A 26,870-nucleotide genomic window follows, 5' to 3' on the forward strand; every position below is an offset into this window, starting at 1 on the left:
CACGGCGAAACAATCGCGCGCGCGGTACGCAACCTCAGGCGGCCACCCCCAACTGGTCCAACACCCATGCATTCGGGACCACATCAAGTGTCAGGTTGACACGCTCTTGGGTGCCGTGATGCAGCACACGGTGCGGATCGTTCAGCTTCATGTACCAGCACTCGCCCGGCTGCATCGGGACCGGGTCGCCATTCAACAGGAACTCCACGTCATCCGTGGGGGTAATGGGGATCGTCAACCGGACAACGCTGTCTGGCACATCCAGGCCAAGGGTCGGGTCAGTATGTTCCTGCACCTCGGCCCCGGCCTCCAGCCGCAGCAGCCGCGTCAGGGTGACCACCGTATGGGCACGAAACCCGTCGATGATCGACTTGGTGTATGGGATGTCGCTCAGATCGCCGTTGTCCTTCGACGGGGCCCGGGACGCCCCCGTATGGGCGCTCAGATCCGGCGGCACGGTCAGCATGACAACGGAATAATACAGAAACGGCTTGGCCAAGTCGGATGAAAGTTCATCCAGCATGCGCCCCGCGTCATAGTGGAACGGTAGTTTTATGCGATCAGGTGCCTGTGTCATGACTGCCCCTCGGGAATGACCAGAAGACTAGGGGTGGCACAGGCAAAGCGTCAAGCAATGGCCGCGGCGGCACAGGGGAAGGCCCGCGTCCCCCGGGAAGTGCCTGTTCAAGGGGGACAGACCACGATCCAGTCGCGGGGCCACCCAGGCCATCGCCCGACGCCGGGGGCAAGGACGATGCGCAAGGCGCAGCACGGCGGTGCACCAAAAATGTCTTGGATGCGGCGACTTGCCACCGGCGGCTTTGCGGGACGAAGCTGACCTTGGAGGCAATCGGATTGCCACTGTAGACCAAGGCTTGTAGCCAAGGCCCCGACAGCAGCTGTAGTCGGTGACGCCTTTGAAAGACGAAAAAGTGGCGAAGGTAATCCTAGACCTCGCGCAAGAAATACGCAGTAGATGGGACAGGCTGGGCTATCTGGAAACGGATGATGGTGCATTCGCTACTGGCCATGTTCCGAATGTAGCTCCACACGCATATCTGTGTCGCTTTTATCCGGGTCTTTCGGATGCTGGGCTTGATGATGCCGAGGCAGAGAGTGAACGATACTTGCCGCAACCCTATCGAGATATTCTTAGTTCGTTTAATGGCGCGAGAATTATGGGCATCTCGTTGCACGGAGCGACTGGTGGCCAGACCGTCCGAGACGCTGAAGGTATCGGGCAGCCGATAAGTATCAGATACCAAAATGTTTTCTACACTCGACCAGAGTTCATTCCAGAAGGCCACTTTGGCTTGGGGGCCATGAATGGCCCTCGATACTCGCAAGGCCATCTGTATCTCACGAGCGTTGGCGAAGTTGAATTGATCAATAGAGACCACGATTTGGTCGCCATGAAGTGGCCGTCATTAACGGAATTTCTCAATCAAGAGATTGCGAGACAACTGTCGCGGTACGACGACGAAGGCCGAGAAACTGGCGAGGTCCCACGACTGCCAGGAAATACGGATAATTGGGAAGCATTGGGCAAAGAAACGTCAGATAGAAGAAAGAAAGAGGATTCAGTTTTGCACAAGACCTTCACCAAGCTCAGCGTGTTTCGAAAGAAGTAGTCGCCGACAATCCTGAAGCTGCGTTTGCCCTGTTGAGACATGCGGCAGTAAGACAAAATGGGCTCAGACCGGTCATCTGACACAAACGCTCGGGAATTTCGGCCTCAGGTCCGCACCCGAGGTCGGCTTGGCAGGACAAACCGCACTTTCGCTGCGTTAGCGCCAATGGCCGCTTAGAGTTGGCTGAACTTTGAGGCTCCGACGCCCATAGGGTTCACTATGTGAAGTTAACCGCTTTGAACGAACGCTGATGTTTTGAAGCAGCCAAAACACACGAAAACGTACAGCATACCTACATCGGCAAAAGTCATCTCTTCACCGATAGAGTCGATTTGAGCAATAAAGGTCATTTCTGCGCCACATGATGGACAAACCTGAGCTTCATGGTCTTGAAGGAAATCCGGCGAGCCACCTACTTTTGACCTAGTCCCGATATGGGGGTCTGCCCACTTGAACCCCATTTTTTCCTGCGCCTCGTCGGTAAGCGGCGTCAGTACGACTTTATATTCTGGCCAGCTCATTAGTCACCTGTATGGAGTAATTGGTAAATCATCTAGGTGGAAATCCCGTCTCATTTTGTTCATTTGTTGAAAAATCTGCTCACGATTCGCGTTTGGATTCTTGGATATGAAGTCTGACCATTCTTTGTTCCAATTTCCTCGAAGAGCGCCGCCACCTCTTCCGTGAACCTTCGACAAATGAACTGTCCTCCCCAGTGCCACAGTATAGTTGTCGATGTCTATTCCAGCATTTTTAAAGAAACCTTTGAATTGCTGAGAAAAAAGATGATGTTTGTGTACCACCAACCGTGACGCTTGCTTCGATCCCGAAGCCGCTGCAGCAGCTGCTGCAGCCTTGGCAAGATCATCAAGCTGCTTGACGGACAGGTTCGCAGCGTTTCTTGCAAGCGCTGTGGCTCCTAGACCTAAAAAATCAAATATAAAATCACCTGATCCGAGCTCACCCGATTGCAGATACTCGGCCCAATCGGCCGCGTTCAGGCTATAAGCTCTCTCTTCAGGTGATTGGCCATTATAGAAGTCAGTAGACGTAAACTCCAAAAGGCGTTCATAGTGTTCTTGCCGAGTTTCCCGTGATCCACTATCATCACCGCTTGCGTGTCTTCCGCTGTAATAACTGTCAGGAGTCCCATATCCGTAGTCCGGGGCATTTCCGCCAGGGTCCGCCAGATTTATTGGGTCATTGGGAGAATAGGAGTAGCGATTTGTGCCAACGGCAGGATCATCTACTTCCCACCAATCTGGCTGAATAAACATGGCGGATGCCTGCGACGCAAAGATCGCAAATAGCGTGGTCATTATAAATTGCTGTAAAATGCGAAGCATCTAACACCCCAGTCTTTCAATTCGCATTTTACGCTAACCTATCTTTGCAGAGGTCGCCAACCTAAAGATTCCGCTTGTTGAAAAGAACCTTGGTTCACACGCTGAAGGTAAGCCAGATAAGGGCGCTGATCTTCGGGCACGTCCTGCACATTCGGGTACTTCTCGTGGAACTCCGTGCGCAGCAGGTGATAAGATGCCGTAGCTTTCTTCACCATGATGTAGGCGAACATCGGATAATGCTCGATCAGGATTTCCGCCACGGCAATGGCATCATGATAGCGCTCCTGCTCAATCAGCTCTTCGACAACCACTGCGGCGATGACCGCGACGGACTGTTCCGCATTCAGTGGGGCTAGGAACACGCCATTTGCAATCGCTGCATCCGTGATAGGCAGCAGTTCTCGGTAGTGTTGATCCCGTGCTCGCCCGGCCCCACTGGTGGTTTCGAGATTGTGTGTGACGCCCTGATCGACGGTGAACTTCACAAAGACATGCAATGGGGCCATGGCAGGTGTCACATCCAACCCAAGCCGTTGCCCAAGAATAACGAATAAGAATGGCATAGTGATGCAGTTGCCGCGTCGATCTTGGATATAGTCGCTCAACAACTTGTTGCGCACATCCAGGCCGTAAGGATCATCGTGGTCATAGCTGAATGCCCTGCCATCGTTCCATGGCCCTGGCTGATAGATATAGCGCCGGATTGCTTCCACCTTTGTCCAACTATCGGCATTGCGCGGCAGCATCGCACGGATTGCGGCAACCATGTCATCGATTTGAACCAGTTGCGCTTCAACATCGATACTGGAATCAATCATGCGATCCACTTCGATTTTCACGCGAGCAAAATCGAGGGCGTCCATGTTGTGAGTGAATAGCTCGCGCACGTCAGCGCGGATGTCGGCAAATGCGGAGCTAGCGAAAACCCATACTAGAGAAACAGAAAGAACAATAAACCGCATTCGCACACCATGAGTCGATTGCTGCAACCCTAGGTTCTGCGTCCAACTGAAATCAACGATGAATTTGCAGAATTGAAGGAATCGCGCTTGTAATCTCTTCGGCATCGACAATGTTGACTTTAGGGACCGTGGAAGCGGACATCGGGGCACCACGCAGCATTTGGAGCTTTGGGCTCTCTGCCGCCGTTCCGGTGGTCACGGATCAAACGCGGCTCACGACCGCCGGAAACGCCCGTCCAAACCCCAATTGCCAAAGCCTCCAAGCTGCGGCAATGTCCCCGCGATGCGCGTCCTGCTTACCCTCGCCCTGCCCGTGGCCCTGTCCGGCTGCCTGCCCCTCTCGACCTACTATGCCGAGGGCGTCAGCTTGGCACAGTTCGAACGGGACACCACGACCTGCGATGTGCAGGCGCTGCGGGACGCTCCGGTCGCCAACACGGTGCGACAGGGCGCACCGCGCTACGTTCCACGCCGGGTCTGCCGCGCCGATGGCCACTGCCACACCCGTGGCGGGTTCTGGGTCCCGGGCGAGATCTACACAGTCGATGTCAACGCCCAGCTGCGCGCTCGGGTCAAGGGGCAGTGCATGGGCGATCTGGGCTATCGCCCGGTCGAAATTCCCGCCTGTCCCCAAGGGGTGGCACAGGCCGCACCGCCGGGCCCGTCGACAACCCTGCCCCGGCTCAACGGGCGCAGCTGCGCCATCAGAACCGGTGATGGCCGGTTCCGCATCGTCACCCAAGGATGAACATGACCACCACCCTCGCCCATGCCAAAGCAATTGTTCTGGCGCATCACGCAGCCCTTGCACGGGCCGAACCCGCATGCTGTTTCACCACCCTGTCGCAGCACTTTCTGCCCGACACGCTGTGGCGTGGCATGCACCCCTTTCACGAACAGCGCGGGCCGCAGGCCGTGGCCGACGCGTTCTGGTCCCCGTTTCTGGCCGCCATGTCACGGGTCCAGCGGCGGCAGGACATCTTCTTTGCCGGGCACAATCATCTGGACGCAGGCGGCGGGACATGGGTTGCCTCGATGGGCCATCTCATGGGCCTCTTCGATGCGCCCTTTCTGGGCATCCAGCCGACGCGCAAGATCACCATGGTGCGCTATGCCGAGTTTTCGAAGGTCGAAGGCGACCGGATTGTCGAACAGGCGCTCTTTGTGGACCTGCTGCACCTCATGGCGCAGGCGGGCCAGTACCCCCTGCCCGGCATGACCGGCGCCCAACTGGTCCAGCCGGGGCCGCTGACCCATGATGGTCTTCTCTTTGAAGATCAGGACCCCGCGACGGGCCAGGAGACGCTGAACCGCATCCACGCGATGATGGACGCCATCACGCAGGCGAACGCATCAGATACGCCACTGCCGCCCGCACAGGAACTTGCCCGCGATTGGCATGACGACATGCTTTGGTGGGGCCCTACCGGGATCGGGGCCACCTATACGATCGACCGCTATATCGAACAGCATCAGCGCCCGTTCCGCACCCAGCTTGGGGACCGCACCTTCAACGGCCATATCTGCCGCATGGCCGAAGGGACCTATGGCGGGTTCTTTGGCTGGCCGAACCTGACGATGGCGTGCACCGGCCCGTATCTGGGCCTGCCCCCATCCGGCAAGAAGGCCGACATGCGCGTTGTCGATATCTATCGCCGCGACGGGGACAAGCTGGCCGAGAACTGGGTCTTTATCGACATCCTGCACTTTCTGAACATGCAGGGTCTTGACGTACTGGCACAGCTTGAGGTGCGCAAAGGTTAACGGGTTTTAACCTTTGGAAATTTCAAGATCCTGAAATCATTGACTTTTTCGAATCTGTCCCCGCGGGGACAGATTTTCAGCCCGCCTGCGCCTCTTCCTCATCCAGATGCGCCACCCGCGCGCCCGCCTTGGACGAGGTCACGACACCCAGCGACTTCAGCTTGCGGTGCAGGGCCGACCGTTCCATGCCGACGAAATTCGCGGTCCGGCTGATGTTGCCGCCGAAGCGGTTGATCTGGGTCAGCAGGTATTCGCGCTCGAACGCCTCGCGCGCCTCGCGCAGCGGCAGGGTTGCAAGCGCGCCAGACAGAACCACGCGCCCTTCCTCGCCCTCGGGCTCGTCTGCGCCGGGCAATTCCTTGGCGTCGATGGGGCCCGTCCCGTCCCCCAGGATCAACACGCGTTCCACCATGTTTTTCAACTGACGCACGTTCCCGGGCCACACCATCGTCTGCATCAGCGCCGCCGCGTCCTCGGTCAGTTCGCGCTTGGGCAGGCCCTGGGCGGCGTTGCATTCCTCGATGAAATGCGCGGCCAGGACCGGGATATCCTCGCGCCGTTCTTCCAGGCTGGGCACGGCGATCGGGACCACGTTCAGGCGGTGGTACAGCTCTTGCCGGAAGGTTTCGGCGGCAATCGCCTCTTCGAGGTTGCGGTTTGTGGACGAAATCACGCGCAGATCGACGCGCACCTTGTCTGTCCCGCCAACCCTTTGAAATTGTTGATCAACAAGCACGCGCAGGATCTTGGACTGGGTGCCCAGCGGCATATCCGCGACTTCGTCGAAATAGATCACGCCGCCATGGGCCTGCTCCAGCAGGCCCGGCTCGACCCCGCGTTCGGCACCTTCCCTGCCAAAGAGGACTTCTTCCATGTTTTCGGGGGCTACACCGGCACAGTTGACCGTGATGAACGGCGCGTCTGCCCGGTTCGACTTGGCATGGATGTAGCGCGCCGCGACCTCCTTGCCGCATCCGGCGGGGCCGGTCAGCATCACGCGACCGTTGGACTTGGTCACCTTGTCCAGTTGCGAGATCAGCGCGCGGAAGCTGGCAGAGGCACCGATCATCTTGGCCTGTGCGGCTTCGGGCCGGCGCAGGCTCTGGTTCTCGCGCCGGAGACGGCTGGTTTCCATCGCGCGGCGAATAACGACCAGCAACTGATCGATATTAAAGGGTTTTTCAATAAAGTCGTAGGCCCCCTGCTTGATCGCGGCCACCGCGATCTCGATGTTGCCATGTCCCGAGATGATGACCACCGGCACACCGGGATTGTCGCGCTTGACCGCCTTGAGAATGTCGATCCCGTCCATCCGGCTGTCCTTGAGCCAGATGTCGAGGATGATCAGCGCCGGTTCCTCGGTGTTGATGGCGGCCATGGCGTCGTCGGAATTGCCCGCAAGCCGGGTGGCAAAGCCTTCATCTTCGAGAATATCCGAAATCAGCTCCCGGATGTCCCGTTCGTCGTCCACGATCAGAATGTCGCTCATACTGCTTCCTCTTTCTCATCTTCATGGGCGGGTGCCATGACGGGCAGTGTGATGACTGCCATGGCGCCGCTATGGGTCTGGCCCGCAAACGGGGCCGCGTCTTCGAGGGTCAGCGTGCCCCCGTGTTCTTCGATGATCTTCTTGACGATGGGCAGGCCAAGGCCGGTGCCTTCGTCGCGGGTGGTGACGTAGGGTTCGAACAGACGCGCGCGGTCTTCGGGCAGACCGATGCCATTGTCCGAAATGGTGATGACGGCCCCGGTAGGTCCGGTGGTCATGCGGACCTCGATCCGTGGGGCATGCCCATCTGGTACGCCTTTTTCCTTCAGCGTATCAATGGCTTCTCCGCCGTTCTTCACCAGGTTTGTCAAGGCTTGCGAAATCATTGTCGCGTCGACTTCGGCCTGGATCGCCTGTGTGGGCAAATCGGCGGCAATCTCGACGTCCGGCTGGCCGGACTGCTGCAACAACACCGCGTCGCGGACCAGTTGCACCAGGTCCTCGGACTTGCGTTCCGGTTCGGGCATGCGGGCGAATTTTGAAAATTCGTCCACGATGCGGCGCAGATCACCCGTCTGGCGCACGATCACGTCGGTCATCTGGTCCAGGCTTTCGCTGTCGTCCCCCAGTTTGGGGCTGAACTTGCGCTTGATCCGTTCGGCGCTGAGCTGGATCGGGGTCAGCGGGTTCTTGATCTCGTGCGCGATGCGGCGGGCCACATCACCCCAGGCGGCCATGCGTTGGGCCGATACCAGATCTGTCACGTCATCGAAGGCGACCACATATCCTTCGAGCGTGCCTTCGACGCTGCGGCGGGTTGCCATGCGCACCAGCAGGTTTTCAAGTCGCCCGCCCCGCGTCACCTTCACCTCGCCCGTCGCCACCTCTTGGGGGCTTGCACGCAGCAGGGCGAACAGGGCCGCGAATTCGGGCACAGCCACGGCGAGCGGCACCGCCTCTTTCCCCTCTTGCCAGTTCAGCAGGGTCGCGCCGGAGCGGTTCACAAACGTCACGCGCCCATGCGCGTCCACACCGACAACGCCCGATGTGACGGAACTGAGCACCGAATCGAACAGCCGGCGGCGGCGTTCGATCTGTTCGGTATTGGCCAGAAGCGTCTGGCGCTGGCCCTTCAACTGCTTGGTCATCTGGTTGAAGTAGCGGCCCAGCATGGCGATTTCGTCATCGCCTTCCTCTTCGCGCACCTGAACGTCAAGATCGCCCGCCCCGACCCGCTGCGCCGCCCCGGTGAGACGCCCCACGGGGCCTGACAGGCGTTCGGCAAACCACAGACCCAGCCAGATCGCCGCCAGGATCAGGATCACCGCAAAGCCGAGATAGAGCAGCCCGAACTGAAACAGCACCGTGCCCCGTTCGCTTTCCAACTGCTGATACAGGCGCACGGTTTCCTTGGTTTCATCCAGCAGGGACAGAATTTCGCCGTCCACATCGCGGCTGACATAAAGAAAGCGGTCCACATAGCTGGCCAGCGGCACAAGCGCGCGGAATTCGTTGTTGGGCCAGTCCTGGATCACCAGCCCACCGGTGTCGATGGACTGGCTGATCTGGTCCGCGGAGGGTTTTTCAAAATCAAACAGGTAGGACCGGTCGCCCCGGGCGCGAATTTCGCCTGTCCCGTCGATCAGATACGCCTCGCGCAGTCCGCGCTGGACCTGCAATTGTCCCTCTGTCAGCACCTCGCGGTCGCCCACCGGCTGCGCCCCGCGCACGGTGTCGATATAGCGCGCCAATGCCCGCGCGTCCGTGATCAGATCGCTGCGCTGTTCGGTCTCGTACGCCTCGGCGGCGGCAAGAGAGGCCCCGACCACGCGGCTGACCCGGTCCGAAAACCACCCTTCGAGGCCGATATTCACGGTCAGACCGGCAAAGACGGCCACCGTGACCGTCGGGATCAGGGCCAGCAGGGCAAACACCCCGGTAAGACGCAAATGCAACCGGGAGCCTGCGGATTTGGCCCGGCGCGCCGCGATCAGCCGTCCGATTTGCGACAGCACCAGCGCGCCCACCAGCAGGACATAGACCAGGTCGGCCAGCAGGACCAGCCGCAGCGACAGCGCGTTCGCCCCCTGATCAAGCGGCCCCAGCACCAGGAACGTCGCCAGCGCCAGCACCGGCCCCAGCAGGACCAGCCCCAGCGTCGCAAAGTTGCGCACACGTCTGCGTCGCCGCAAACGGCCCAGCGTCATCCACCAGCTGGTGCGTGTTTCGGATGCCACTCGGTGCGCCCTTTATGATGTGGCACCTTTGGTGCCGTACCGCCATATCCGGTGATCCGAGGAACACTGCGCCCCATCGGCCACGGGTTGTGTGGCAGTATTACATCAACTTGCGGCGGCGTGTCACCTCAATATCCAGATCTGTGATCTTCTTGCGCAAAGTATTCCGGTTGATGCCCAGAAGGTCGGCGCATTTCGCCTGATTCCCGCCTGTGGCATCGAGCGCGATTTCGATCAGCGGTGCCTCGACCTCGCGCAGGATGCGCTGGTAAAGCCCCGGCGGTGGCAGCATATTCCCATGCAGGTCGAAATAGCGCTTGAGATGCCGCGCCACGGAAGCGCCCAGCTTGTCCGTGTCGCCCGCGCTGCGGATCGGTTCCAGTTCGGGCTGGCTGCCCAGCACCTGTTCCACCTCGGACGCGGTGATTTCGGCGGCCCGGCTGGTCAGCCCAAGTCGGCGCACCGCGTTTTCCAGTTGCCGCACATTGCCAGGCCAGGAATAGGTGCGGAAAATTTCCGAGGCGGCGTCGGACAGCACACGGCGGGGTTGGCCCGTCTTTTCGCCCTTGAGCAGGAAGTGATCCGCCAGCAGCGGTATGTCATCGACCCGTTCGCGCAAGGCAGGCACGTTGAGCGTGGCACCGGACAGGCGGTAATAGAGGTCCTTGCGCACCTGCCCCGCCTCCATCGCGGCTGTCAGGTCGGTTTGCGACGTGGCCAGAAAGCGCGGGACGTATTCGCCGGGCGTGTCCATCATGCGCACGATGCGGGCCTGGAGTTCTTCGGGGATGTCGCCGATTTCGTCAATCAGGAGCGTGCCGCCCTTGACCCGTGCAAGCACCCGCGCGGGCCCTTCGAGGTCCTGCAGTTCGGCGGCGGTGACGGTGACGAAGGGCAATGTGCGGCGGTCGGAAAAGTCGTGGATGGCCCGGGCGATCAGCGACTTGCCCGTGCCGCTTTCGCCCCAGATCAGCACCGGCAGGTCGGTGTTCATCACCCGCGCCACGACGCGGTAGAGCGCCTGCATGATCGCGGTGCGCCCCACCAGCGGCAGTTCGTCCGGGCGGTCTGTGTCTTCCTGGCGCGCGGGGGCGTGCGCCTTTTGTTCCAGCGCCTTGGCGGTGCGTTTCATCAGGTCGGGCAGATCGAAGGGTTTGGGCAGATAGTCGTAGGCCTCGGCCTCGGCCGCCTGGATTGCCGTCATGATCGTGTTTTGCGCACTGATCACGATGACGGGCAGGCCGGGGCGGTCTTCGGAAATCTTGGGCAGCATTTCGAGCCCGTTGCCATCCGGCATCATCACGTCCGAGATCACGACGTCGCCCTTACCCTCGCCCACCCAGCGCATGAGCGTGGTGAGCGACGAGGTGGCATGCACCTTGCAGCCCGCCCGCGTGAGCGCCTGGGTCAGAACGGTGCGGATCGTGCGGTCGTCATCGGCGACAAGAACGGTGCCATCCATGTGCTAGTCCTCTGGTTGATCTGTGGGGGCGGGGTCGGAATTGACCAGCGCGGATTTGGGCGCGCGGGGCAGTGACAGGCGAAACACGGTCTTGCCCGGCACGGAGGTGACGGAAATCCAGCCGCCGTGATCCGAGATGATCTTGGATACCAGGGCAAGGCCCAGGCCGGTGCCGTTTTCCTTGCCCGACACGAACGGGTCAAAGATGTCGGCAGAGATGGCCTCGGGCAGGCCGGGACCGTCGTCGATGATCTCGATCTGCAGGGGCAGCGACTGGCCCGACCCATCTGCGCGGCGCAGGCGGTAGGAATGTTCGAAATAGCTGTGCAGGCGGATCGTGCCGCCCGCGTCGCCTGCGGCCTCAGAGGCGTTCTTGACCAGGTTCAACACCACCTGAAGCAGTTGGTCCGGGTCGCCGTATGCCAAGGGCAAGGAGGGATCGTAATCCTCGATGATCCGCATGTTCGCGCCAAAGCCCAGCAGCGCCGAGCGGCGGGCGCGGTCCAGAACGTCGTGGATGTTGACGGGCTTGAGGTCGGGCGGTGACAGGTTTCCGAACTGTTCCACCTGTTCCAGCAATTTGACGATGCGCCGCCCCTCTTCCACGATCAGGTCGGTCAGTTCCAGATCCTCGGGCTTGAGGTTCATGGACAGCAGCTGTGCCGCACCGGTGATCCCGGCAAGCGGGTTCTTGATCTCGTGGGCGAGCATCTCGGCCATGCCGATGGCGGACTTGGCCGCGGACTTGACCGAATGGTTCTGCGTCATGCGCCCCGACAATTCGCGGGGCGAGATCATCAGCACCATGTGATCGGGCGCACCGATCAGCGGCGCGATCTGGAGCGCGCATTGCAGCGGTGCACGCTGGCCGTGGCCCACATCCACATCGTTCACGAACAACGGCGTGCCGTTCTTGCGCGCCCGCGCCAGGCTGTCCTCGAGCGGGGCGTCCACTGCCAGTTCGTCCCAAAGCGGCATGCCCTTCATCGTCTTGACCGAGGAATTGAAGAACCCTTCGGCGGCCGAGTTGATGTCGACGATATCGTCGTCAGGGCCGATGATGATGACCGGTACCGGCAGGGAGGCCCAAAGATCACCTGCACCCGTCATGCCGCCGCCACCCCCGTTTCGGGGCAGAGCGCGCGCGGCAGCAGGTCCATCGTGGCCTTGGGTGTCTTGGCGGTCAGCACGGCGCGGCGCATGTCCGTGGGCGTGCCTGCGGTATCCATGAACCATCCCAGATGCTTGCGCGCCACGCGCAGGCCCAAAAGATTACCATAGAAGTCCAGCATGGCGGCGTAATGATCCATGACCATCGCCGCAAATGCGGCCCCCTTGGGCACCTGTGGCGCGGGCGTGCCGAACAGCGCGTGCGCCACCTGGGCCAGCAGCCATGGCTTGCCCTGTGCGCCGCGCCCGATCATCACACCTTGCGCGCCCGAAAGATCAAGTGCCTGACGCGCGGTGGCCGCGTCGACGATGTCCCCATTGGCGATGACGGGAATGTCCACCGCATCAACGACAGTGCGGATCGCGGCCCAATCGGCGCAGCCCTTGTAGAACTGGCAACGGGTGCGTCCGTGAATCACGATCTGGCGAATGCCCGCCGCTTCGGCGCGCGTCGCGATGTCCGGCGCGTTCATCATCGCGTCATCCCACCCCAACCGGGTCTTGAGCGTCACGGGGATGTCGACCGCATTCACCACCGCCTCGATCAGGGTCAGCGCGTGATCTGGGTCCCGCATGAGCGCCGAACCGGAATAGCCGTTGACCACCTTCTTTGCCGGGCACCCCATATTGATGTCGATGACCTTGGCACCCTGCCCCGCAACCATTTTGGCCGCTTCGGCCATTGGCGCCGCTTCGCGCCCTGCAAGCTGCACGGCGGTGCCGTCCGCCCCCAAGCCCAGTTCCGCCTTTTCGCGGCTGCCCGGTCGGGCATTCAGCATATCGTGGCTGGCCACCATTTCGGACACAACCATGCCGGCCCCGAACCGCGCCACGAGGCTGCGGAAAGGCAAGTCGGTGATTCCGGCCATCGGGGCCAGCATCACGGGGGCTGTCATGTCGAGGGGGCCTACGGCCATAAGGGTGTGCCTAATCCTTGTGCGTCGCTCTGTGCTACTGCAATCCTTGCGTTTTCTCAATTGTCTCAAGTCTGTTTACGGGGCAACTCGCATGCGATTGCCTAAATTTTAATCACTCCCCAGCCCCATGGACAGGTCGCCGCAGAGCCCCTAGAGATCAGGCATGATGCAGGAGCACGTCAAATGACCGCCGCCGCTGCCGTGATCGTGGCGGCCGGACGCGGGGTACGCGCGGGCGGTGATGCGCCCAAGCAGTGGCAGATGCTGGCGGGCGCTCCGGTGTTGGCCCGCACGGTGCACGCCTTTGCCGCCCATCCCGAGATCGGCCAGGTCGTGCTGGTGGTGCACACGGATGACGTGACCCGCATCAAGGACGATGTCCGGGAACAGGTCACCATCGTCACCGGCGGCGCTGACAGGGCCGCGTCCGTGCGCTGCGGACTGGATGCCGTGGACGGGGCCGATACCGTCCTGATCCACGATGTCGCCCGCCCCCTGGTGACGGCACAGACCATTTCGGCCGTTTTGGCCGCGCTGACAACATCCGCCGGGGCCGCCCCCGCCCTGGCCGTCACCGATGCGTTGTGGACCGGAGCGGATGGTCGGGTGACCGGGACCAAGGACCGTGCCGGGCTGTTTCGGGCGCAGACGCCACAAGGCTTTGACCTGGAGGCCATTCGCGCGGCCCATGCGGCCCATCCCGGCGGAGCCGCCGACGATGTCGAGGTTGCGCGTGCCCACGGGCTGGCGGTTGCCATCGTGCCCGGAGACGAAGACAATCTGAAAATCACCCTGCTCGCCGATTTCGCACGGGCCGAACGGATATTGCGAGGACGCGATGGACATTAGACTGGGCAACGGGTTTGACGTGCACGCCTTTGGCCCCGGCGATCACGTCACCCTGTGTGGCGTGGACGTGCCGCATGACCGCGGTCTGGTCGGCCATTCGGATGCCGATGTGGGCATGCACACGGTCACGGACGCGATTTACGGCGCGCTGGCCCGTGGTGACATCGGTCAGCATTTTCCGCCTTCGGACCCGCAGTGGAAAGGCGCGGCCAGCGATATCTTTCTGCGGCATGCGGTGGCACTGGCCCGTGACATGGGGTTCGAGATATCGAACGTGGACTGCACGCTGATCTGCGAAGAGCCGAAGATTGGCCCCCATGCCGCCCAGATGCGCAGCGTCCTGGCCGACATCATGGGGCTGGAGGCCGACCGCGTATCCGTCAAGGCCACCACGTCCGAACGGCTGGGGTTCGCGGGCCGGGGCGAGGGCATCGCCTGCATCGCCACAGCGGCGTTGAGCAAGCCATGATCGCCCGGATTTTAGGCACAGTCTGTTTTGTCGGCTATTTGCGCCCGGCACCGGGGACCTGGGGGTCATTGGTGGCATTGCCGCTGGGCTGGGCCCTGCACCAGTGGGGGGGCTTTCCGCTGCTGATCGTCGCGGCGGCCGTCTATTTCGGTGCCGCGTGGTGGGCGACGGCGCGCATGACGGCAGGCGGCGCGGATCACGACCCGTCCGAGATAGTCGCAGACGAGGTTGTGGGCCAGTGGATTGCCCTGGCCCCCCTCAGCTATGCCGCGTGGGATCGGGGCCTGGACATTCTTGTGATGTGGCCCGGTTGGATCGCGGCCTTTGTCCTCTTTCGCCTGTTCGACATCTGGAAGCCGTGGCTTGTGGGCTGGGCGGACCGGCGCGGTGATCCGCTGGGCGTGATGCTGGATGACGTGATTGCCGGGGTGTTTGCCGCTGTCGGCGTGCTGGCGCTGGCCGCGCTGGCGCATGGGGTGGTGTTAAGGTGAGCCTTGCGTCGGAAGTCCTTGATTTGGCAAAGGATCGTGGCGTCATGATTGCCACAGCCGAAAGCTGCACGGGCGGGATGGTGGCGGCGGCGTTGACCGACATCCCCGGCTCTTCCGCCGTGGTTGACCGGGGGTTTGTGACTTACACCAACGCGGCCAAATCAGAGATGCTGGGCGTGTCTTCGGCGGCACTGGACGCACATGGCGCAGTTAGCGAAGAGGTCGCGGCAGAGATGGCCACGGGCGCGTTGGCCCACGCCCATGCCCAGATCGCCGTGTCCATCACCGGCATTGCCGGTCCGGGCGGGTCCGACCACAAGCCCGAAGGCCGCGTCTGTTTCGGGATCGCAACCCCGCACGGCACGCGGGCCGAGACGGTGGAGTTCGGCGCCCTGGGACGGGACAGGGTGCGGGCGGCGGCGCGGGATCACGCGCTGAACCTGTTGAAACAGGCGCTGCACGGCCCCTAGCGAACGCTTTTCAGTGCGCTGCTTTTTTGTGCGATGCGCGGATGATTGCGCCTAATTTTACATCATTCCGTAAAACGCCTCTCATTTTGGCACCTCTGGGGCGCTCCGCCTCTTTTTTCCGCATGTCCTGTCCGTCAAAGCCCCCGCACACAAAAAATTCCGGAGGGGACAATGAACGGAGCCGATACAGCCTGGATCATCGTGGCAACCGCCTTGGTGCTGCTGATGACATTGCCGGGCCTTGCGCTGTTTTACGGGGGCCTTGTGCGCGCCCGCAACGTGCTGAGCGTTTTCATGCACTGCTATGCCATCGCGTGCCTAATGAGCATCCTGTGGTTTGTGGCGGGCTATTCCATCGCATTTGGCGGCGGCGGCACGGGCTATTGGGGCGGGCTGGACAAGCTGCTGCTCAGCGGCGTGACGGCGGACAGCCTGGCGGGCACCCTGCCCGAGGTGCTGTTCTTTGCCTTTCAGATGACGTTCGCCATCATCACGCCGGCACTGATCGTGGGCGCCTATGTGGAGCGTATCGGCTTTGGCTTTGTCCTGCTGTTCTCGGCCCTTTGGATGCTGTTGTGCTATGCGCCGGTGGTGCATTGGGTCTGGGGCGGCGGTATGCTGGCCGATGGCGGCATCTTTGGCGACACAGGTGTGCGCGACTTTGCGGGGGGCATCGTGGTGCATGAGACGGCCGGTATTGCCGCGCTGATCCTGGCCGTGTTCCTGGGCGCGCGGCGCAATCAGACGACACCGCCACACAATCCCGGCATGGTGATGATGGGTGCGGCGCTGCTGTGGGTCGGCTGGTTCGGCTTTAATGGTGGATCGCAACTGGCCGCCGATGGGGGTGCTGCCATGGCGCTGACCGTCACGCATATCTCTGCTGCAACCGCATCCCTGAGCTGGGCGCTGTGGGAACGGATCAAGTTCGGCAAGGCATCGCTTGTGGGCATGGTCACAGGCACCATTGCGGGCCTTGCCTCGATCACCCCGGCCAGCGGCTTTGTCGGCCCGGTCGAGGCGCTGATCATCGGCGCGGTTGCCGGTGTCCTATGCCAAGAAGCGGTTACGTTGATCCGCAACACGCTCAAGATTGACGACACGCTGGATGTCTTCGCGGTGCACGGGGTCGGCGGCATCTTTGGCACGATCATGATCGCGGCCTTTGGCGCTGGCAGCTGGGCGGCACAGCTTGGGTCGCTGGTGATTGTCGCTGTCTTCACCGTGGTGGTGACCGTGGTGCTGATCCTTGTGGTGCGGATCATCACGCCGCTGCGCGTGGATGAAGAGACCGAGGTGAACGGCCTTGATCTGGCTGTGCATGGCGAACGTGCCTACGACGTCAGCAGCTGAGCAAAGCGCTGCAGGTCATCCGCATCGATGGCCTGCCAAATTTCGTCGGCCCGTGCGCCCACAAGCGCGCGGGCCTTTGCGTGGATGCGGGCCTGACGGACCTCAAAGGAAAGCGGCGCATCGAGGTCATGGGATTGTGCAACGCCGTCCACAACCACCCGCGCCTGCATTTCGGTCAGGCCCTTGTCCGCAATGACGTGCACCCTGCCCCGCCACGCCACCAGGTCCGCATCCTGTGCGCGCGCATCCGAAAACGCGGCGATATCGCCGGTGTCGTAACCATAAGCGGCCATCGCCAACACATGCGCATACGAAAACTTCGCCCCCAGCCCGGTGTCGGGGGCGGGCTGGTTGCACACGCTCATCCAACGCGGATGGGTGTGGACCACGACCTGTCTTGCATCGCGCAGCGGCACGTCCCGCACCGCTTCGAGCGTGGCATGCAGCCCGTGACAACAGGCGTGAAACTTGTGACTGACCACCCCCATACGCCAGGCAAAGGGCACGTTTGCCCCTGCCCCGTGATGGGTTTCGCCAAACCCCAGCGGACCGGCCAGACCATCCTGGGATGACGTCATGCCGGACCGGGCCCACATCGCCGCCTCGACACCCGTGCGGGCCGCCAGCCCTGCATTCAGCGGCTTGCCCATGGTTCCGAATTGCGACTTGAGACCGGACGCCATGGTCGCACACAGACCCAAGGCATGCCGCGTCTGGTCCGGATCAAGCGCCAAAAGCCGTGCCGCCGCAACCGTCGCGCCGAACGCACCGGCGGTCGCCGTCTGGTGAAATCCGATCTGGTAGTGCCCGCGCCCAAGCCACAGGCCCATGGCAACGGACGCCTCTGCCCCGACCAGGGCGGCATCCACCATGTCGGCCAGGCCCACGGCGCGCATCTGCGCCACCGCCAGCGCCGCCGGAATCACAGCCACCGAAGGGTGCCCGATATGCGCAAAATGCGTGTCATCGTAATCCAGGGCGTGGGACAGGGTGCCATTGACCAGTGCCGCATCGGCCACCGCGCCGATATGCCCGTCAAACCGCGTGGCCGGCCCGGGGGATGTGAATGTTGCGGCCCAGGCGCCAAATCCGCCCTCTTGGTGCCCTGCCATGCCACAGGCCGCCCAGTCCAGAACACACAAACGCATCACATCGTGCACGTCCCGAGGCGGCACGGCGCGCGCATAGTCCAGCAACAGCGCGGTGATATCCAGAGGTTCCTGTTTCACATCTTTCCTCCCCGAGGGGCCGGGTCGGACCAGGCCGCCGCTATCCGTACAGGTCCGCCGCCCGCCGTTCAAACGCGCGCACGATACGCTGCATCGCCTCGTTGAAGACGACGCCGATAATCCCTTGCAAGATCGCGTTCTTGAACTCGAAATCCACGAAAAACGACACGTTGCATCCGCCCGTTGTGTCCTCAAAGCCCCAATTGGACTTCATGTACCGGAACGGGCCATCCAGATATTCGGTGTCGATCTTGTGCGCATCGGGGTGCAGCACCACGCGGGACCCGAACCGTTCCCGAAAGACCTTGAAGCTGATCACAAGGTCCGCTTCCATCACCTGGGCATCGCCCTTGGGGGTCACCTTGCGCACGCGGGCGGCGGCGCACCAGGGCAGGAATTGCGGGTAACTTCCGACATCTGCGACCAGATCATACATCTGCTGGGCCGTGTACGGCAGGAAGCGGGTTTCGGAATGGGTCGGCATTGAGGTAGGTACGGCCTTGGCAAGTGTTTGCAGGGATGTGTCGCGGTTGCGGCGCGAAATCAAGGGGATGACCATGTCAGAGCGGCCATATGTCATAGATCAGATGATTTCGGCCAAGGCGATTGCCGCCCGGATCGAGGCCCTGTGCCGCGAGATCCAGTCCGAATTTGCAGGCACGGACAAGCTGGTGGTCGTGGGTCTGCTGCGTGGATCCTTTGTGTTCATTGCGGATCTGGTGCGCGAGCTGGACCTGCCGATCGAGGTCGACTTTCTTGAGGCGTCATCTTATGGCGACGGGATGGAGAGCAGCCGGGAAGTGCGTATTCTCAAGGACTTGCGCGGCGCAATTGAAGGGCGCGACGTTCTGGTGGTCGAGGATATCGTCGATACCGGGTTCACCATGCATCACGTCATCCGCCTGCTGAAGGGGCGCAATCCGGCCAAGCTGCGGACCATTGCCCTGCTGGACAAGCCCAGCCGGCGCGAGGTGGACGTCAAGGCCGATTGGACCGGGTTCGAGATTCCGGATGAATTTGTCGTGGGCTACGGGATCGACTATGCGCAGCGCAATCGCAACCTGCCCTTTATCGGCAAGGTCCGGTTCACTTGAACAGGCGCACCTTGCCTTTTTTCTGCACGCGCCCGTCAACAAGGACGTCCGACCGCGCATAGCGTGTCGGTTCGTCCCGCGACGCGGCGGCGAGGGCATCCATCGCGTCCTGCAAATGTGCAATCGCCACTTCGTGCACCCGCGGGTCAAGCCCGTCGATCAGTGTCTGAAGCTTTTGGATGGTGCTGTTCGGGTTCGTCATGGGGCTACACTCCCCGTGTCTGTCCCGCCTTTCGTGTATGTGAGCCGTACGGTCAGCATGTCAAGGTCAATTGACACATCTTTAGGTGGTATCTTATTGTTTTTACACACGATTTACGGTACTCACGTGGCGCTTTCAACGTAGGAGACGTGTCTGGTGCGGTGCCTTGTTCGATGAAAACCCAGCCAAATCAGGGATATCCGGGTTGCATGTGCGGACCCGGATCGGGGATCAGGCGAATTTCGCCCGACGTGCGTCACGCAGTCGCGCGAAATCCTCGCCCGCGTGGTAGGATGACCGGGTGAGCGGTGTGGCGGAGACCATCAAGAAGCCCTTGCCATAGGCCGCTTTTTCGTAGGAGGCGAATTCGTCGGGATGCACGAAGCGGTCCACACGGTGGTGTTTCGGCGTGGGTTGCAGGTACTGGCCGATGGTCAGGAAATCGATGTCGGCGGCGCGCATGTCTTCCATGACCTGGATCACCGATTGCCGGTCTTCGCCCAGTCCCACCATGATGCCTGATTTGGTGAACAATGTCGGGTCCAGTTCCTTGACCCGCTGCAACAGGCGCAGGGAATGGAAATACCGCGCGCCCGGGCGCACTTCGGGATAGAGCCCCGGCACGGTTTCAAGGTTATGGTTGAACACGTCGGGTCGTGCTTCGACCACCACCTCCAGTACGGACGGGTCACAGCGGATGAAATCCGGCGTCAGGATCTCGATCGTGGTGTCGGGGCTGCGGTGCCGGATCGCCCGGATGGTCTGGGCAAAGTGATCAGCGCCCCCATCTTCGATGTCGTCGCGGTCTACCGAAGTGATGACGACGTGGTTCAGCCCCAGCTTTTCGACAGCGTGGGCCACGCGGCCCGGTTCGAACGCGTCCAAGGCCTCGGGCGGTTTGCCGGTGGCGATGTTGCAGAAGGTGCAGGCGCGAGTACAAACCTCGCCCATGATCATCATGGTGGCGTGTCCCTGGCTCCAGCATTCGCCGACATTGGGGCAGCCCGCCTCTTCGCAGACGGTGACAAGGCCATTGTCCCGCATGATCTTGTGCGTGTCCTTGTAGCCCTGGCTGACAGGCGCCTTGACCCTGATCCAGTCCGGTTTCTTCGGCTGTGGATTGTCGGGGCGCCGCGCTTTTTCAGGGTGCCGCTGCTCGGGTATCTTCAGGTCGCGCATCACGTCTCTGCCAAATGGTTCAGCGTTAAACTTGTTTGTAACATAGGTGACGCCAGGGAAAACACCACGCGGCGCATGGCCGCTATGCAGCGTGGCGCGCGCGCCACCATGCGCCGACGCTCCAATGGTCGCGGTGGATCATCAGGATCAGCGCGATCATGGCCGCCAGCACAGCCAGGTCGATCACCTGATTGCGGTGGATGGGAAACCCCCGGTCATTCAGCGCAAAGGGGTCCAGGAACCCGTCCCATCGGCGCAACACGGTAAAGAAATGCATGACCGCCAGGGCGGGATAGCTGACCCAGCGCAGGGCGCCCACCGCCACCAGGGCACAGATCAAGATCTGGACACCAGCCACTGCGTAGATGGTCCAGAACTCAAGCGTCACCCCGTCAAAGTGACGCGCCAGGCCCTGATATTGCTTGGGTGTGATGATCTTGTGTGCGGCCCACAGAAAGATGAACCACGCCAGTCCCAGGCGCAGAACGCACAGCGCAAACGCGTCCCGGTTGTGATGTGTCATGTGCCGTCCCCCTTGCGCCCATCTGGCCCCGGGCATGCCCGGAGGCGCGGCGCATGCCAAGTCACCTTTTGCGGAGCGGGCAAAAAAATGGCGCTGCGGGGAGGAACGCAGCGCCATTCAAAGACACCGGAAGGTCAGCCGATCAGGCCGCCCCCGGGTCCCGTTGTTTCGTCGTAATGCTGCTTGAGCCGCATCAGCGCGATGCGCAACACGATCTTGCCGGAACGCGCAGACCAGCCAAGCCGCTTTTCGGCGCTTTCGAGCCCTTCGAGGTAGCAGCAGCAGCGCAGCACCACATCCGACAATCCCGGCCCCAGATCACGCAGCGCCGCGGCAACACGCGCACGGGCCGCGTCGGGCCCGTTGCCCACGCCACTGTCCATGGCAAAACCGCCGCGCCCGCCGCCGGTCAGGAACCGGTCCCAGTTCTGCGCCACTCGCGGGCCCATCTGGGCCAGTTCAAAGTCTTCGCGCAGCCGTTCGCCCGCCGTGACCAGATCATCGTTCAGGAAGGGTTGTCCGCCCTTGTCCCGCCGACGCGCAAGCGCGGTCAAAGGCGATTCCGCCAGGTTGTAGCGCACCTTGCGCGGTTGACCGGTATCAGTGTCGCGCACCGTGCGTTCGCCCCACTGGCGATGTTGATCGGCAAAGGGGGTCGCCGCCTCGGCAAGGCCCGGCTGCGTCTCCTCGACCTCGCCCATCATCGCGGCCAGTGCCGTACGGCCCGCCGGGGTGATCTTGTAGCGTGTGATGCGGCCCGTTTGTTCGGCGCCAATCCAGTCCTGCAACGCCATCGCCTCGGCCACCTTGCGGTCCACCACGGCGGTGCGCGTGCTGCTGCCCGTGGCGCCGTCGCGCACAACAACCGCCTTTTCCATATCGACGGCGACCGCCAGAACGGCCCCCGTTTCGCACAAACGGCGCAGTATGCGCACCGAATCCTGGGTCATCCTGATGGCGTCTGGACCGTGGTTCTGGGCAAAGGCATGTTGCATGTCCGGGTCTTCCTTTCTGGGCTGAGCGGCAGCCGACGAACGGGAACGACCCAGGGATGCGCCCAGTTTGCGCAACACGCCATCCACAAGCGGATCGTCGCGGCGCGTTTCGAATCGCCTGATCTGACGCAGCACGGTCGAGGCGTGACAGCCCGATTTGCGGGCCAGTTCACGGATCGGAAGACCCGCTTCGGTATGGGCAAGGTAGTGTACGGCCGCGTCCGGAACCCAATCAGGCAGGTTCAGGTCCGTGGCGCAGAGTGCATCGCTTGTGCGCATAGTCGGTGTCCGTCCTTCTTCCCCTTCGGGTCCCCGGCGTCATCATGTCCGCACCGGGTTATCCACAAAATTACCCACACAACCTAAAGCTGCATTGATTACCGGATCGTTAACATTCGTCGTATTCCGCAGCATTGTTTCTAAATGATAAACAGTTGCTAAACGAACGTGCGGGCACCGTTCAGGGCACGCAACACCCGCTCAGGTTGTGCAATGGTCACCGAGATGTCGCCCGATGGGGATCGGGTCACGGCACCGACAAGGAGACCGGAAATGCAAGATATACTGACAATGCTGAGCGCCCTGCGCCGACCACGCCTGTTGATGCGCGCCGCCCGAATCGGTGCCGAGGATTACCGCCGCAGCGCGCACCTGCCGCGTTTGCTGGGCTACGGCCAGCTGCCGCGGCACGGGGCGGCGCTGATGCGCCTCATGGAGATCGAGGGCGAATTGAACGCCCAGCGCATGAGCGACGATTCGTCCTACAGCCTGCTGCGCCATATCGACATTCTGATCGCCATCGTGGGCGAGGCGCGCATCCTGCGGGCCGCACAGGCCGAACCCGCGGCCTGATCACATGAAGCTGTCCGGTTCGGCGGCCTTTTTGCCGGCGACATAGGCGTCCAGTGCTTCGCGTATGGCCGGGTCCATGGCCGGTTGCTGGTAATCGCCCAGCAGCTTCCGGACCCGGTGCGCCGCCAATTCTGCCGTGTCCCGTGCGCCTTCGTCTTCCCAGGTCTCGAACGGTTTGTAATCCAGCAGATCGGACTTCCAGAATGCCTGTTTGAAATTCGCCTGCGTATGGGCGCACCCAAGGTAGTGCCCGCCCGGCCCCACCTCGCGGATGGCATCCATGGCTTGGGCGTTGTCGTCGATCTGGATGCCCGCAGCCAGGTGGTGCAGCGTACCCAGTTGATCGGCATCCATGACAAATTTCTCGTACGAGCTGACAAGCCCGCCCTCGAGCCATCCGCAGGAATGCAGCATGAAGTTCACACCGGCCAAGAGCCCCATGTTCAGCGAATTGGACGTCTCGTAGGCCGCCTGCGCGTCGGGCAGCTTCGAGCCGCAGAACGAGCCGGCGGACCGGTACGGCAGGCCCAGCCTTCGGGCCAGCTGCCCGGCGCCGTAGGTGATGTGCGCCGCTTCGGGTGTTCCGAAGGTGGGCGCGCCCGAGTTCATGTCGATCGACGTCACAAACGCCCCCATGATCACCGGCGCCCCGGCGCGGCACAGCTGGGAATAGGCGATGCCGGCCAACACTTCGGCCAGCACTTGGGTCAATGTCCCCGCGACCGACACGGGCGCCATGGCCCCGCCCACGATGAAGGGCGAGATGATGCAGGCCTGATTGGCCTGCGCATAGACTTCGAGCGCGCCCATCATCACATCATCGAACGTCATGGGCGAGTTGATGTTGATCAGCGAGGTCATGACCGTGTTGTCGCGGACAAAGTCCTTGCCAAACAGGATCTCGGACATCTCGACCGAATCCCGCGCGCGGCTGGGTTCGGTCACCGATCCCATATAGGGTTTGTCAGACAGGGTCATATGCGCATGGAGCATGTCGAGGTGACGCTTGTTCACGGCCACGTCCGTGGGTTCGCACACGGTGCCGCCCGAATGGTGCAGCCACTTGGACATATAGCCCAGCTTCACGAAATTGCGGAAATCCTCCATCGTGGCATAGCGGCGTCCACCATCGGCATCGCGCACGAAAGGCGGGCCATAGACGGGGGCGAGCACAAGGCTCTTTCCCCCCACCTCAACAGTGCGGGCCGGGTTGCGGGCGTGCTGGGTGTACGAGGACGGTGCCGTTTTACACAACGTGCGCGCCAGGCCGCGCGGAATGCGCACCCGCTCGCCATCGACATCCGCACCGGCATCGCGCCACCGCTGAAGGGCGGCGGGATTGTCGGGAAAGTTCACCCCGATCTCTTCCAGAACCGTCTCTGCATTGTGCTCGATGATCTCCAGCGCCTCTTCGGTCAGCACCTCGAAGTTGGGAATGTTGCGCTCGATGAAACGCACCGTCTCGAAGGACACCGCACTGCGTTCCGCACGCCGTGCGGCACCACCACCCCCGCGTCCCCGTCTGCGTGTCGCTGCTTCGGCCATGGCGCATCCCCCAGAATATCCTGTTTGCCCGTGTGATTACCGCATCGCAGCACGCACCGCAGGCCCAGAGCGCCCCCCGAGGGAAAAAAGCGACATGCGGTCTTCTTCCGACGCAAAATACGACGGGGGTCTGGGGGCTGGCCCCCAGTCCGACGCTTGCCAGCCCTCGTCCACGGGCCTATTGCACGCACATGACCGATCAGACCCACGACCGCCTTCTCATCATCGACTTCGGCAGCCAGGTGACGCAGCTGATTGCGCGCCGCCTGCGCGAGCTTGATGTCTATTGCGAAATCCACCCCTACCAGAACTTGACAGATGACAGTCTGCGCGACATGGCACCCAAGGCGGTGATCCTGTCCGGCGGCCCCGACAGCGTGACGCGCGCGGGCTCCCCCCGGGCTCCGGATGCAGTATGGGACATGGGCGTTCCGGTCCTGGGCATCTGCTATGGTCAGCAGGCGATGATGCAGCAGCTGGGCGGCCAGGTGGACGGCGGCAAGATTTCCGGCGGTGGCGGCACGGCCGAGTTCGGACGCGCCTTCGTGACCCCCGAAGGTCAGCTTGATCTGCTGGACGGCTGGTTTGCCGATGGCCGCGAACAGGTCTGGATGAGCCATGGCGACCACGTGTCCAGGCTTGCACCGGGATTCGAGGTCTTTGGCACCTCCCCCAATGCGCCCTATGCGATCACCGCAGACACCAAGCGGCATTTCTACGCCGTGCAGTTTCACCCTGAAGTGCACCACACGCCCAAGGGGGCGATGCTGTACGAGAACTTCGTGCGGCTCGCCGGGTTCAAGGGCGATTGGACGATGGGCGCCTACCGTGAAGAGGCGGTAGAGCGTATCCGCGAAAAGGTTGGCGACAAGAAAGTGATCTGCGCGCTGTCGGGCGGTGTCGACAGTTCCGTTGCCGCGGCGCTGATACACGAGGCCGTGGGCGACCAACTGACATGCGTCTTCGTGGACCATGGCCTCTTGCGCAAGGACGAGGCGCAGGAAGTCGTGGGCATGTTCCGCGACCACATGAACCTTTCGGTGATCCACGCGGACGAGACAGAACTGTTCCTGGGCGCGTTGGAGGGGCAATCCGACCCCGAGACCAAGCGCAAGATCATCGGCCGCCTGTTCATCGATGTGTTCCAGAAATACGCCGACCAGATCGAGGGGGCCGAATTCCTTGCCCAAGGCACGCTGTATCCCGACGTGATCGAAAGCGTGTCGTTCAGCGGCGGGCCGTCTGTCACGATCAAGTCCCACCACAACGTGGGCGGCCTGCCCGAGAAGATGGGTCTGAAACTGGTCGAACCGCTGCGCGAGTTGTTCAAGGACGAGGTGCGGGCGCTGGGACGCGAATTGGGCCTGCCGGACCATTTCATCGGACGCCACCCGTTCCCCGGGCCGGGCCTTGCCATCCGCTGCCCCGGTGAAATCACCCGGGCCAAGCTGGACATCCTGCGCGAGGCGGATGCCGTCTATATCGACCAGATCCGCAAACACGGGCTCTATGACGAGATCTGGCAGGCCTTTTGCGCGATCCTGCCCGTGCGGACCGTGGGCGTGATGGGCGATGGTCGCACATATGATTATGCCTGTGCCTTGCGCGCCGTCACATCCGTCGACGGCATGACGGCGGATTACTATCCATTCACCCATGACTTTCTGGGGGAAACAGCAACGCGCATCATCAATGAGGTACCGGGGATCAACCGGGTGACCTATGACATCACGTCCAAGCCTCCGGGCACCATTGAATGGGAGTGACAGGCCGGTGAGTTTCTACAGCAAATGGCGCAAGCGGCGCACCAAGGTGCATGCCCGCCGGGCCGCGGATGCAGCGGAAACGGTGGCCCGCGAAACCACGCTTCGGGCGGCGGATGCGCGTATCCGTGCGCATCCGAACCCGATCTCTCGGATGGGCACGAAATGCTACAGCCAGAATGACGAGGACGGCATCACGCTCGACATTCTGCGCCGGTTGAATATCGAAAACGGCACTTTTCTGGAATTCGGCGTCGAGGACGGGATCGAAAACAACACGCTTGTCCTGCTTGCCGCAGGTTGGCGGGGCGGCTGGGTCGGTGGCAGTGACCTCGCGTTCGACATTCCCGAAGGCTCGCCGCTGTGCTACCGCAAGGGGTGGGTCGATCGTGACAACATCACGGCGCTTGTGGGCGACGCGCTGGCTCCGTTTGCGGATACGCCACCCCAGCTAATCTCGATGGATCTGGACGGGAACGACATTCATTTTGTGTCCGCCCTGCTTGAGGCCGGGCACCGGCCTGCGGTCTGGATCACCGAATACAACGCCAAGTTTCCGCCGCCGGTGCGGTTCGCGCTGCCCTATGCGGCCGATCACACGTGGCAGGGGGACGATTGGTTCGGCACGTCGCTGCAAAGCTATATCGATCTGTTCGACAGCAACGACTATCAACTGGTGGCCTGCAATGCGGCGACCGGCAGCAACGCCTATTTCGTGCGGCGCGACCTGATGGGCCACGCCTTTGACGATGTGCCGCAGGACCCCAGACAGATCTGGGCCGCCCCCCATTACGTCGACATCACGCCGATTTGGCACCGGCCCAGCCTGCGCCTGATCAAGCACCTGGTGGCAAAACGGTGACATCAACACCCGCCCC

The 26,870-nt window shown here is 62.1% G+C and carries 28 protein-coding genes; 12 read left to right on the top strand and 16 right to left on the bottom strand.

Going from position 1 to position 26,870, the window contains the following annotated elements; translation table 11 throughout:
- Positions 1-34 precede the first annotated feature (34 nt).
- A complete protein-coding gene (locus tag Q0844_RS03435) occupies positions 35-577 on the bottom strand; it encodes an aspartyl/asparaginyl beta-hydroxylase domain-containing protein (protein WP_299042125.1) in 543 nt (180 codons plus the stop codon).
- A 340-nt stretch (positions 578-917) separates the two neighbouring features.
- Between Q0844_RS03435 and Q0844_RS03440 the strand changes: the two genes are divergently transcribed.
- Entirely contained in the window at positions 918-1,631 is a 714-nt protein-coding gene (locus tag Q0844_RS03440) for an SMI1/KNR4 family protein (RefSeq protein WP_299042127.1), read from the top strand.
- A gap of 227 nt (positions 1,632-1,858) precedes the next feature.
- Here the strand turns inward: Q0844_RS03440 and Q0844_RS03445 are convergent, their stop codons facing one another.
- The 3 genes from Q0844_RS03445 to Q0844_RS03455 all read right to left on the bottom strand — a co-directional run bounded on the left by Q0844_RS03445 (position 1,859) and on the right by Q0844_RS03455 (position 3,939).
- Positions 1,859-2,152 (bottom strand): hypothetical protein, encoded by a 294-nt coding sequence (locus Q0844_RS03445; RefSeq protein WP_299042128.1) that lies wholly within the window; start codon positions 2,150-2,152, stop codon positions 1,859-1,861.
- A gap of 3 nt (positions 2,153-2,155) precedes the next feature.
- Positions 2,156-2,950, bottom strand: a complete 795-nt coding sequence (locus Q0844_RS03450; RefSeq protein WP_299042129.1) for a DUF2380 domain-containing protein — start codon at positions 2,948-2,950, stop codon at positions 2,156-2,158.
- 65 nt (positions 2,951-3,015) lie between these two features.
- On the bottom strand, positions 3,016-3,939 hold the full coding sequence (locus Q0844_RS03455) for a transglutaminase family protein (protein ID WP_299042130.1): 924 nt from the start codon (positions 3,937-3,939) through the stop codon (positions 3,016-3,018).
- A gap of 283 nt (positions 3,940-4,222) precedes the next feature.
- On the opposite strand from Q0844_RS03455, the gene Q0844_RS03460 reads away from it, so the two are divergent.
- Together Q0844_RS03460 and Q0844_RS03465 are read left to right on the top strand one after the other, a co-directional pair.
- Positions 4,223-4,687, top strand: a complete 465-nt coding sequence (locus Q0844_RS03460; protein ID WP_299042131.1) for a hypothetical protein — start codon at positions 4,223-4,225, stop codon at positions 4,685-4,687.
- Between the two features lie 2 nt (positions 4,688-4,689).
- Positions 4,690-5,703 (top strand): ester cyclase, encoded by a 1,014-nt coding sequence (locus Q0844_RS03465; RefSeq protein ID WP_299042133.1) that lies wholly within the window; start codon positions 4,690-4,692, stop codon positions 5,701-5,703.
- Between the two features lie 76 nt (positions 5,704-5,779).
- Here Q0844_RS03465 and Q0844_RS03470 read toward each other — a convergent pair whose 3' ends face one another.
- The 5 genes from Q0844_RS03470 to dusB form a co-directional block, all read right to left on the bottom strand.
- Complete coding sequence (locus Q0844_RS03470; RefSeq protein WP_299042134.1) at positions 5,780-7,192, bottom strand: sigma-54 dependent transcriptional regulator; 1,413 nt, start codon at positions 7,190-7,192, stop codon at positions 5,780-5,782.
- Positions 7,189-9,399: a PAS domain-containing sensor histidine kinase gene (locus Q0844_RS03475; protein WP_299045190.1), complete on the bottom strand. Its 2,211-nt coding sequence runs from the start codon at positions 9,397-9,399 to the stop codon at positions 7,189-7,191. The genes Q0844_RS03470 and Q0844_RS03475 overlap by 4 nt, the downstream gene beginning before the upstream one ends.
- Positions 9,400-9,529: 130 nt before the next feature.
- On the bottom strand, positions 9,530-10,891 hold the full coding sequence (locus Q0844_RS03480; protein ID WP_299042135.1) for a response regulator: 1,362 nt from the start codon (positions 10,889-10,891) through the stop codon (positions 9,530-9,532).
- Positions 10,892-10,894: 3 nt separating this feature from the next.
- A complete protein-coding gene (locus tag Q0844_RS03485) occupies positions 10,895-12,001 on the bottom strand; it encodes an ATP-binding protein (protein WP_299042136.1) in 1,107 nt (368 codons plus the stop codon).
- On the bottom strand, positions 11,998-12,978 hold the full coding sequence (gene dusB / locus Q0844_RS03490) for a tRNA dihydrouridine synthase DusB (RefSeq protein ID WP_299042138.1): 981 nt from the start codon (positions 12,976-12,978) through the stop codon (positions 11,998-12,000). Before dusB ends, Q0844_RS03485 begins: the two co-directional genes overlap by 4 nt.
- 183 nt (positions 12,979-13,161) lie before the next feature.
- On the opposite strand from dusB, the gene ispD reads away from it, so the two are divergent.
- The 5 genes from ispD (at position 13,162) to Q0844_RS03515 (ending at position 16,610) form a co-directional block, all read left to right on the top strand.
- On the top strand, positions 13,162-13,827 hold the full coding sequence (gene ispD / locus Q0844_RS03495) for a 2-C-methyl-D-erythritol 4-phosphate cytidylyltransferase (RefSeq protein ID WP_299042139.1): 666 nt from the start codon (positions 13,162-13,164) through the stop codon (positions 13,825-13,827).
- Positions 13,817-14,296, top strand: coding sequence for a 2-C-methyl-D-erythritol 2,4-cyclodiphosphate synthase (ispF, locus tag Q0844_RS03500; RefSeq protein WP_299042140.1), 480 nt, complete (start codon positions 13,817-13,819; stop codon positions 14,294-14,296). The genes ispD and ispF overlap by 11 nt, the downstream gene beginning before the upstream one ends.
- Positions 14,293-14,787 (top strand): phosphatidylglycerophosphatase A, encoded by a 495-nt coding sequence (locus tag Q0844_RS03505; RefSeq protein ID WP_299042141.1) that lies wholly within the window; start codon positions 14,293-14,295, stop codon positions 14,785-14,787. The genes ispF and Q0844_RS03505 overlap by 4 nt, the downstream gene beginning before the upstream one ends.
- Positions 14,784-15,257 carry a CinA family protein gene (locus Q0844_RS03510; RefSeq protein WP_299042143.1) on the top strand — a complete coding sequence of 158 codons (474 nt, stop codon included), beginning with the start codon at positions 14,784-14,786 and terminating at the stop codon, positions 15,255-15,257. Before Q0844_RS03505 ends, Q0844_RS03510 begins: the two co-directional genes overlap by 4 nt.
- 171 nt (positions 15,258-15,428) lie before the next feature.
- Positions 15,429-16,610, top strand: coding sequence for an ammonium transporter (locus Q0844_RS03515; protein ID WP_299042145.1), 1,182 nt, complete (start codon positions 15,429-15,431; stop codon positions 16,608-16,610).
- On the opposite strand, the gene Q0844_RS03520 is transcribed toward Q0844_RS03515, so the two are convergent.
- Positions 16,592-17,839, bottom strand: a complete 1,248-nt coding sequence (locus Q0844_RS03520; RefSeq protein ID WP_299042146.1) for an MmgE/PrpD family protein — start codon at positions 17,837-17,839, stop codon at positions 16,592-16,594. The two genes, Q0844_RS03515 and Q0844_RS03520, sit on opposite strands and share 19 nt — an antisense overlap.
- 40 nt (positions 17,840-17,879) lie before the next feature.
- Positions 17,880-18,323, bottom strand: coding sequence for a type II toxin-antitoxin system RatA family toxin (locus Q0844_RS03525; protein WP_299045192.1), 444 nt, complete (start codon positions 18,321-18,323; stop codon positions 17,880-17,882).
- A 73-nt stretch (positions 18,324-18,396) separates the two neighbouring features.
- On the opposite strand from Q0844_RS03525, the gene hpt reads away from it, so the two are divergent.
- Positions 18,397-18,933 carry a hypoxanthine phosphoribosyltransferase gene (hpt, locus tag Q0844_RS03530; protein ID WP_299042148.1) on the top strand — a complete coding sequence of 179 codons (537 nt, stop codon included), beginning with the start codon at positions 18,397-18,399 and terminating at the stop codon, positions 18,931-18,933.
- On the opposite strand, the gene Q0844_RS03535 is transcribed toward hpt, so the two are convergent.
- The 4 genes from Q0844_RS03535 to Q0844_RS03550 all read right to left on the bottom strand — a co-directional run bounded on the left by Q0844_RS03535 (position 18,926) and on the right by Q0844_RS03550 (position 22,111).
- On the bottom strand, positions 18,926-19,135 hold the full coding sequence (locus Q0844_RS03535) for a hypothetical protein (protein WP_299042149.1): 210 nt from the start codon (positions 19,133-19,135) through the stop codon (positions 18,926-18,928). The genes hpt and Q0844_RS03535 overlap by 8 nt on opposite strands.
- 231 nt (positions 19,136-19,366) lie before the next feature.
- Positions 19,367-20,314, bottom strand: coding sequence for a lipoyl synthase (gene lipA, locus Q0844_RS03540; protein ID WP_299042151.1), 948 nt, complete (start codon positions 20,312-20,314; stop codon positions 19,367-19,369).
- Between the two features lie 82 nt (positions 20,315-20,396).
- Positions 20,397-20,837 carry a hypothetical protein gene (locus Q0844_RS03545; protein ID WP_299042153.1) on the bottom strand — a complete coding sequence of 147 codons (441 nt, stop codon included), beginning with the start codon at positions 20,835-20,837 and terminating at the stop codon, positions 20,397-20,399.
- Positions 20,838-20,971: 134 nt separating this feature from the next.
- Entirely contained in the window at positions 20,972-22,111 is a 1,140-nt protein-coding gene (locus Q0844_RS03550) for a DUF6456 domain-containing protein (protein ID WP_299042155.1), read from the bottom strand.
- A 273-nt stretch (positions 22,112-22,384) separates the two neighbouring features.
- Here Q0844_RS03550 and Q0844_RS03555 point away from each other — a divergent pair, with 273 nt between their 5' ends.
- Positions 22,385-22,684 carry a DUF6477 family protein gene (locus tag Q0844_RS03555; protein WP_299042157.1) on the top strand — a complete coding sequence of 100 codons (300 nt, stop codon included), beginning with the start codon at positions 22,385-22,387 and terminating at the stop codon, positions 22,682-22,684.
- Here the strand turns inward: Q0844_RS03555 and Q0844_RS03560 are convergent, their stop codons facing one another.
- The gene (locus Q0844_RS03560) at positions 22,685-24,229 is read right to left on the bottom strand and encodes a trimethylamine methyltransferase family protein (protein ID WP_299042159.1); all 1,545 of its coding nucleotides are present in this window, start codon (positions 24,227-24,229) and stop codon (positions 22,685-22,687) included.
- A gap of 191 nt (positions 24,230-24,420) precedes the next feature.
- Here Q0844_RS03560 and guaA point away from each other — a divergent pair, with 191 nt between their 5' ends.
- The gene (gene guaA, locus Q0844_RS03565; RefSeq protein WP_299042160.1) at positions 24,421-25,995 is read left to right on the top strand and encodes a glutamine-hydrolyzing GMP synthase; all 1,575 of its coding nucleotides are present in this window, start codon (positions 24,421-24,423) and stop codon (positions 25,993-25,995) included.
- A 7-nt stretch (positions 25,996-26,002) separates the two neighbouring features.
- On the top strand, positions 26,003-26,854 hold the full coding sequence (locus tag Q0844_RS03570; protein WP_299042163.1) for a hypothetical protein: 852 nt from the start codon (positions 26,003-26,005) through the stop codon (positions 26,852-26,854).
- The last annotated feature ends 16 nt before the right edge of the window (positions 26,855-26,870 follow it).

Origin of the sequence: uncultured Tateyamaria sp. (genome assembly GCF_947503465.1) — a bacterium.
GTDB lineage: Bacteria > Pseudomonadota > Alphaproteobacteria > Rhodobacterales > Rhodobacteraceae > Tateyamaria.